Origin of the sequence: Bacillus sp. GMs2/2, assembly GCF_050172095.1 — a bacterium.
In the GTDB taxonomy this organism is placed as follows: domain Bacteria; phylum Bacillota; class Bacilli; order Bacillales; family Bacillaceae_G; genus Bacillus_A; species Bacillus_A cereus.
The window spans coordinates 1-6,386 of record NZ_JBNLYE010000236.1 but is presented as its reverse complement, the minus strand read 5'-3'; the positions used below and the strand labels follow the sequence as shown (position 1 = coordinate 6,386).

Genomic DNA, 6,386 nt, shown 5'->3' with positions numbered 1-6,386 from the left:
TATTGTTAAATTATATACATTTTCAAAATCCCGATCTTGCAGGTTATTTTTCTTTCCATCAATAACAATGAAAACGTCACTTACTATTTTTGCTGGTATAACCCCGACATTTTCTACTTGCACCGCTTTCTGCTCATTCAATTGCTCCATATGTTCTAACGGAACGATAATACTAAATTGCGAGCGAATACCACGAAAGTTTGTATTTAATTCTTTCGCGGCTTCAAAAACAACAATTTTCGCGCCAATCTTTTCCCCGTATGAATCTAAAAATGCATTTAAGCTCTTTGTATATTCCTCTTCCGTATGCCATTCCATCGTACCGAATACTGCTGGATTAACATTTTGAATAATTGTCGTGTATATTTCTCCTCTCGCTTTAGATGCAATTAATGATCGTTTTATGGATTGAACTGTCTTGCCAATATCGCTAAATTTCGCACCCCATATTTCTGAAATATTAGGCGTTAAAATGAATGCAATATCTACAAAAATAACCATTGCAGTAAACATTAAAAGATTTTTCCAGAGGGTTAAATCGATTCCTTTTATCATGAAATACACGGTGACAGATATGATAAACAAACCATACCAAGTCTTTCTAATACGTTGCTTTTTCTCCTCGTACAACTCTTCATTTTTCCAATAAAAGAAAACAAGGACTACAAAGACAATCGCTAAAACAAATAAGCCAATTCGAATGTTAGAGATCATTAATCACATCACCCTCCATTCAAAAACTACTCACGATATCATTACATGCGCAATCTGCTCTCTTTATGACAAAAGACGTGGACAAGCTTCTAAAATTAGCTACATCGCATATATATTAGAAGGTACCACGTCTTTTATCCTGCTATTTGTGGGCAGTAAGACCCCACTGATTAAAATTCCACTTTACCATGAGTCTATATTGTATATGTAGACAAGCATTCATTTCAAATTTTCGTATTAAAAAGAAATATGTTTCGGAATTTCCCCTTCAGGTACTTCTCCATCCATACTTAAATAATAATGACGAATCGGACGTAAGTTTTCGTCTAATTCATAAACAAGCGGAATGCTAGTTGGAATATTTAATGAAACTACACCATCACTTGAAAGGTTGTCTAAATATTTTACTAGCGAGCGAATTGTGTTACCGTGTGATGAAATAATTACTTTATTATCACTTTTTAATGTCGGCGCAATTTCTGAATGCCAATAAGCAAGTACTCTCTTCTCCGTATCCTCTAAACATTCAGTTAATGGAAATTCACCTTTTTTGAGTGTTTTATATCTTGGATCGGTCGCTTCATATCGAGGATCGTCTTCAGTAAGAGCCGGTGGTCTTACATCAACACTTCTTCTCCAAATATGAACTTGCTCCTCACCATATTTTTGAGCAGTTTCATCTTTATTCAACCCTTGCAATGCACCATAATGTCTTTCATTTAGCTTCCAAGATTTATGTATTGGGACCCAAGTAAGATCCATCTCATGAAGTACAATCCATAACGTCCGAATTGCGCGTTTTAATACAGATGTATAAGCCACATCAAAAGTATATCCGTTTTTCTTTAATATTGCTCCTGCTTCTCTCGCTTCACTTAATCCATTCTCTGATAGATCAACATCTGTCCATCCAGTAAAGCGATTTTCAAGATTCCATAAACTTTGTCCGTGACGAATAAGTACAAGTTTTATCATTATAATTCCCCTTTCGGAAATGTGAATTTTATTGTTCCATTACGTACACGTATAAAGTATCTAGTAATGTATCTTTTTATCCATTCACTCTATGACCAATCGATAGTTGCCAAATGTATGGATAAAATTTGTTCTTTTTCAAACGATAAAAACAGAAGCTTTTTCATTATTTTTGATCGACTGGTATTTCCCGTTTCGATATCCAAGCATCAAAACCTGATCGGCTATTTGCCATTTCATTCATAACTTGGTGCCAATTGTCCTCACATGATTCACCAAATTTTGAAAAAATAGCACCCATTTGTTGTCTTTGTACATCACTCAGTTTTTTCTCTAAATCTGTACCTTTTTCTGTTAAAGACAACTGTTTCACACGTCGATCATGCATAGCTTCATTACTCTCAATTAAGCCCTTTTCCACAAGTTGACGTAGCGGCCCGTGGAGAGCTTGTTTACTTATTTCTAATAGTGATAATAACTCATTTACACTTATCCCTGGAAAACGTGCGATAAAAAATAAAATTCGATGATGTACTCGTTGAATGCCATATTCTTTTATAATTTCATCTGGCTTTTCAGTAAATGTTTTATATGCAAAATAAAATAATGCTAATGCCTCATTCATCTGTTCTTCTTTATGTTGTGTCATCTACTTTCCCCCTGTATGTAAATTATACCACAATCTAGTAATGAATATTTTAATCAACGCATTAGAACTTGTTCAGTCTATTGAAACATTCATTGCATAATTAGGAGATGATTCATTTGAAAAAACAATATACTGTAAGTACATATTTATTGGATAGACTACACGAATTAGGAATTGAACATATATTTGGGGTTCCTGGTGATTATAATCTTGCCTTTTTAGATGATGTGGTAGCACATAAAAATTTAAAGTGGATTGGCAATTGTAATGAATTAAATGCTGCATATGCAGCAGATGGGTACGCTCGCATAAAAGGAATCGCCGCTCTTATTACTACTTTCGGTGTTGGAGAATTAAGCGCTATTAACGGTATTGCTGGCTCATATGCGGAAAACGTGCCAGTTATAAAAATTACAGGTACACCACCAACAAAAGTAATGGAAAATGGAGCAATCGTCCATCATACGTTAGGAGATGGAAAGTTCGATCACTTTTCCAATATGTATCGAGAAATCACTATAGCACAAACAAATGTAACACCTGAGCATGCTGCTGAGGAAATTGACCGTGTTTTACGTGCATGTTGGAATGAAAAACGCCCTGTTCATATTAATTTGCCGATTGATGTGTATAATAAACCAATTAATAAACCGACAGAACCTATTATAAATAAACCTATTTTAAGTAATAAAGAAGCATTAAATAAAATGCTTCTACATGCCATTTCAAAAATAAATAGTGCCAAAAAACCTGTTATTTTAGCTGATTTTGAAGTAGATCGATTTCATGCTAAAGAAAGTTTACATCAATTCGTAGAAAAAACTGGGTTTCCCATCGCGACGTTCAGTATGGGAAAAGGAATATTCCCAGAAAAACACCCTCAATTTATAGGTGTTTATACTGGTGATGTAAGTTCGCCGTACTTGCGAAAAAGAATTGATGAATCTGATTGTATTATTAGTATTGGTGTGAAGTTAACTGATACTATTACAGGCGGCTTCACACAAGGTTTTACAAAAGAACAAGTTATAGAAATCCATCCCTACACTGTGAAAATTATAGATAAAAAATACGGTCCAGTTGTAATGCAGGATGTTTTACAACATTTAAGTGATTCAATTGAGCATCGTAATAAAGATACCCTTGACGTTAAGCCATTTATTTTAGAATCATCACCTTTTACTGAAGAGTTCAATCCAAAAGCACAAATGGTCACACAAAAACGTTTTTGGCAGCAAATGTACCATTTCTTACAAGAAAACGACGTCTTAATTGTAGAGCAAGGAACACCTTTCTTTGGTAGTGCTGCTATCCCTCTACCTAATAACACTGCATATGTAGGTCAACCGTTATGGGGATCTATCGGATATACACTGCCCGCTCTACTTGGTACACAGCTCGCCAATTTATCACGGCGCAACATTTTAATTATTGGTGATGGTTCTTTCCAAGTAACTGCCCAAGAGTTATCAACTATACTACGTCAAAATTTAAAACCGATTATATTTTTAATCAATAACAACGGATACACTGTTGAACGTGCCATTCACGGCCAAAACCAACTTTATAATGACATACAGATGTGGGATTACAATAAACTATCAATGGTATTTGGATCCGAAGAAAAAAGTCTAACATTTAAAGTAGAAAATGAAGCAGAATTAGCAGAAGTCTTAACAAATATAACTTTTAATAAGAATCAACTTATCTTTATTGAAGTTATAATGAGCCAAAGCGATCAACCTGAATTGTTAGCTAAACTCGGGAAAAGATTCGGTCAGCAAAATTCTTAATATAAAAGCATAACCTAATTATACAACTAGTAGTGTAAAACTTGTTTTGAGAATAGTTTCGACACTCAAAATACATAAGGAAAAGGATGGAAAGTACCATCCTTTTCTATTTTAAGAGCCTTCTTCGACTAACGCCCCGTGCGACAAGCAAAAATTCTTAATCCATCTTTAATTTTATAGCTTTTGTCGCAATAAATGTTTTAATATGCTTATCCAATATCCTTGTTCCACCAAAATCATCCTCATAAAAACCTGTTATAGCAAAACCAGCATCAATTTGGCCTTCGATTTGGTCTTCTAAAGTATGCGCATATTCTATTGTTTGATTTGAATCGATGTAATCTTGAACTTCATCCTCTGGTAAATAATCCAATGTTGATGAAGGAATTGAATGTTTAACATCCAGAATACCTTTTTGCTCTTGGTTATCATCAAAAATCCATAGTAACGGATTTGTAAATCCAGCAATAAGAACACCTTTATTCTTTAAAACCCTAGAAACTTCATTCCATACAAGATGAACATCTTTTACAAACAAATAAGCTACGCTTTTTCTTTTTTATTCAGCAAGAGTTAACTGCCAAGATACACCATACTTATCATTTAACCAGCCAAACTTTTTACTAAACGGATAAGAACCTAAAGGCATAAGAATCGCTCCATCCTGCGCTAGTTTATGAAAGACCGTTTCAATTTCTTCTTCTGTCTCACAAGTTACATAAAGAGACATAGCTGGAGTGAATGTAAAATTATGATTTACATAACTATCAATACACATAAACTCTTGGCCATTTAGCGTAAAAGTTGTATGAATTACAGTTCCCTCTTTACCAGGTCCATTTTCATCGTAGCGAGAAATACTTACAATTTCTGATTGATCAAATAGCGACGTATAAAAATTCATCGCTTCCTCAGCTTTGCCCTCAAACATTAAAAACGTAGTAATTTTTTGATTTGCGTTACTCATATGGAGACAGCCCCTTGTTATGTATTTATGTAAAACATACGTCACTCAAAAACCGAACGTATATTCCTATGAACATATTGTCTATAAAAACGATGAGTTTGTCAATTATCTACTTTATTATTTCTTCTTAAATAATGCTGTCCAAAGAAATGATTCTCCAAACATTTCTTTCGGTTGTTTCATTTGTTTCATTCTTCTAATCTCAATTACCTCAAATTCTTTAAATATCTCTCTTAACTTTTCTTCCGAGTATGCAAGACCACCTTGTAGACTCCACCCTCTATATACGTCCCAATCTGTTATTTCCGATCCATTTCGCTCATCTAAATCACCTGCCGCAAAACATGTTAATCCGAAATAACCACCCGATTTTAATGAGTTTTTAATTAAATCCACATAATTTATTCTTCTATGCGGTGGAATGTGATGCAAACAGCCCGAATCGTATACAAAATCAAATTCGTTTTGAACCTCTAAATTAAAAATTGAATCACAAATAAAATGAATTGCTACCTCTTTTGCCAATGCCCTTTCTTTAGCCCAATTAATGCCTTCTACAGATAAATCCACTGCTGTTACATCAAATCCTTGAGTCGCTAAATAAATGGCATTTCTACCTGGACCACATCCAAGTTCTAATACCTTCCCTTTTGAAACTCTCTCTTTTTGTATATACGAAACTAGATTCTCATCTGGAACATTTTCAAAAAACGGAACATCCTTTTCTCTATTCTCATAAAACTCATTCCAAAATGGTTCTGCAGGTCTTAATAATGAATCAAGCATTTTTAAAATGTCTTCTTGTGTGTGTAACGTTTCATTTTTCATTAATACCCCTCCACGAATTAATAGTCAGAAAATTATTATATATCTTTTTGAACTTTCAAACAAAGAAAAAACTCCTATATTCAATAGGAGTTTTTGTCTTTAAAGTCCGAGTACAGCTAACCATTTTAACAACTTCTCTTCTCGCGCTTTTAAATCATCATTCCTAAACTTGCCTAGTTGTATTTCACTAACAACTTCTCCGTCTGCTAAAAAAAGAACTCTTTCTGTTTTCACCGCTACCTTTACAACATGAGTCACTTAAGAAGAATACTTTACTGAAAAATAAAGCTGATTTCGTTAATGGATATTTTTGCTAACGCCTCTTCTTTCATGCATGATATTTCATATAATCATACTTTTCTAATAAAATAACGCTTTTGTTCACTTTTTTGATACATTTACGAAACATTCATGTGTTATCTTCATTAAGTTCTTTTCTTTTTATAATGTCGTGTGAGAT

At 33.8% G+C, this 6,386-nt stretch carries 6 protein-coding genes and 2 pseudogenes; 1 reads left to right on the top strand and 7 read right to left on the bottom strand.

The annotated features are described in order from the left end of the window. The 3 genes from ACQGS6_RS21070 to ACQGS6_RS21060 form a co-directional block, all read right to left on the bottom strand. On the bottom strand, window positions 1–714 hold a 714-nt coding region (locus tag ACQGS6_RS21070), incomplete at its 3' end, for a type II toxin-antitoxin system SpoIISA family toxin (RefSeq protein ID WP_426965534.1). Window positions 715–951: 237 nt separating this feature from the next. After that, on the bottom strand, window positions 952–1,689 hold the full coding sequence (gene gpmA, locus ACQGS6_RS21065; protein ID WP_000594151.1) for a 2,3-diphosphoglycerate-dependent phosphoglycerate mutase: 738 nt from the start codon (window positions 1,687–1,689) through the stop codon (window positions 952–954). A gap of 166 nt (window positions 1,690–1,855) precedes the next feature. Continuing rightward, the gene (locus ACQGS6_RS21060; protein WP_000191888.1) at window positions 1,856–2,338 is read right to left on the bottom strand and encodes a MarR family winged helix-turn-helix transcriptional regulator; all 483 of its coding nucleotides are present in this window, start codon (window positions 2,336–2,338) and stop codon (window positions 1,856–1,858) included. Between the two features lie 107 nt (window positions 2,339–2,445). Here ACQGS6_RS21060 and ACQGS6_RS21055 point away from each other — a divergent pair, with 107 nt between their 5' ends. Beyond that, complete coding sequence (locus tag ACQGS6_RS21055; RefSeq protein ID WP_097918591.1) at window positions 2,446–4,131, top strand: alpha-keto acid decarboxylase family protein; 1,686 nt, start codon at window positions 2,446–2,448, stop codon at window positions 4,129–4,131. A gap of 157 nt (window positions 4,132–4,288) precedes the next feature. On the opposite strand, the pseudogene ACQGS6_RS21050 reads toward ACQGS6_RS21055, so the two are convergent. From ACQGS6_RS21050 to ACQGS6_RS21035, 4 genes and pseudogenes are all read right to left on the bottom strand, one after another. Continuing rightward, a pseudogene (locus ACQGS6_RS21050) lies at window positions 4,289–4,678 on the bottom strand (SAM-dependent methyltransferase); the annotation flags it as partial. A gap of 12 nt (window positions 4,679–4,690) precedes the next feature. Beyond that, the gene (locus ACQGS6_RS21045) at window positions 4,691–5,098 is read right to left on the bottom strand and encodes a VOC family protein (RefSeq protein ID WP_426965533.1); all 408 of its coding nucleotides are present in this window, start codon (window positions 5,096–5,098) and stop codon (window positions 4,691–4,693) included. Window positions 5,099–5,215: 117 nt separating this feature from the next. Further along, on the bottom strand, window positions 5,216–5,926 hold the full coding sequence (locus tag ACQGS6_RS21040; protein WP_000787493.1) for a class I SAM-dependent methyltransferase: 711 nt from the start codon (window positions 5,924–5,926) through the stop codon (window positions 5,216–5,218). 99 nt (window positions 5,927–6,025) lie between these two features. Continuing rightward, a pseudogene (locus tag ACQGS6_RS21035) lies at window positions 6,026–6,184 on the bottom strand (ABC transporter ATP-binding protein); the annotation flags it as partial. Window positions 6,185–6,386: the final 202 nt, after the last annotated feature.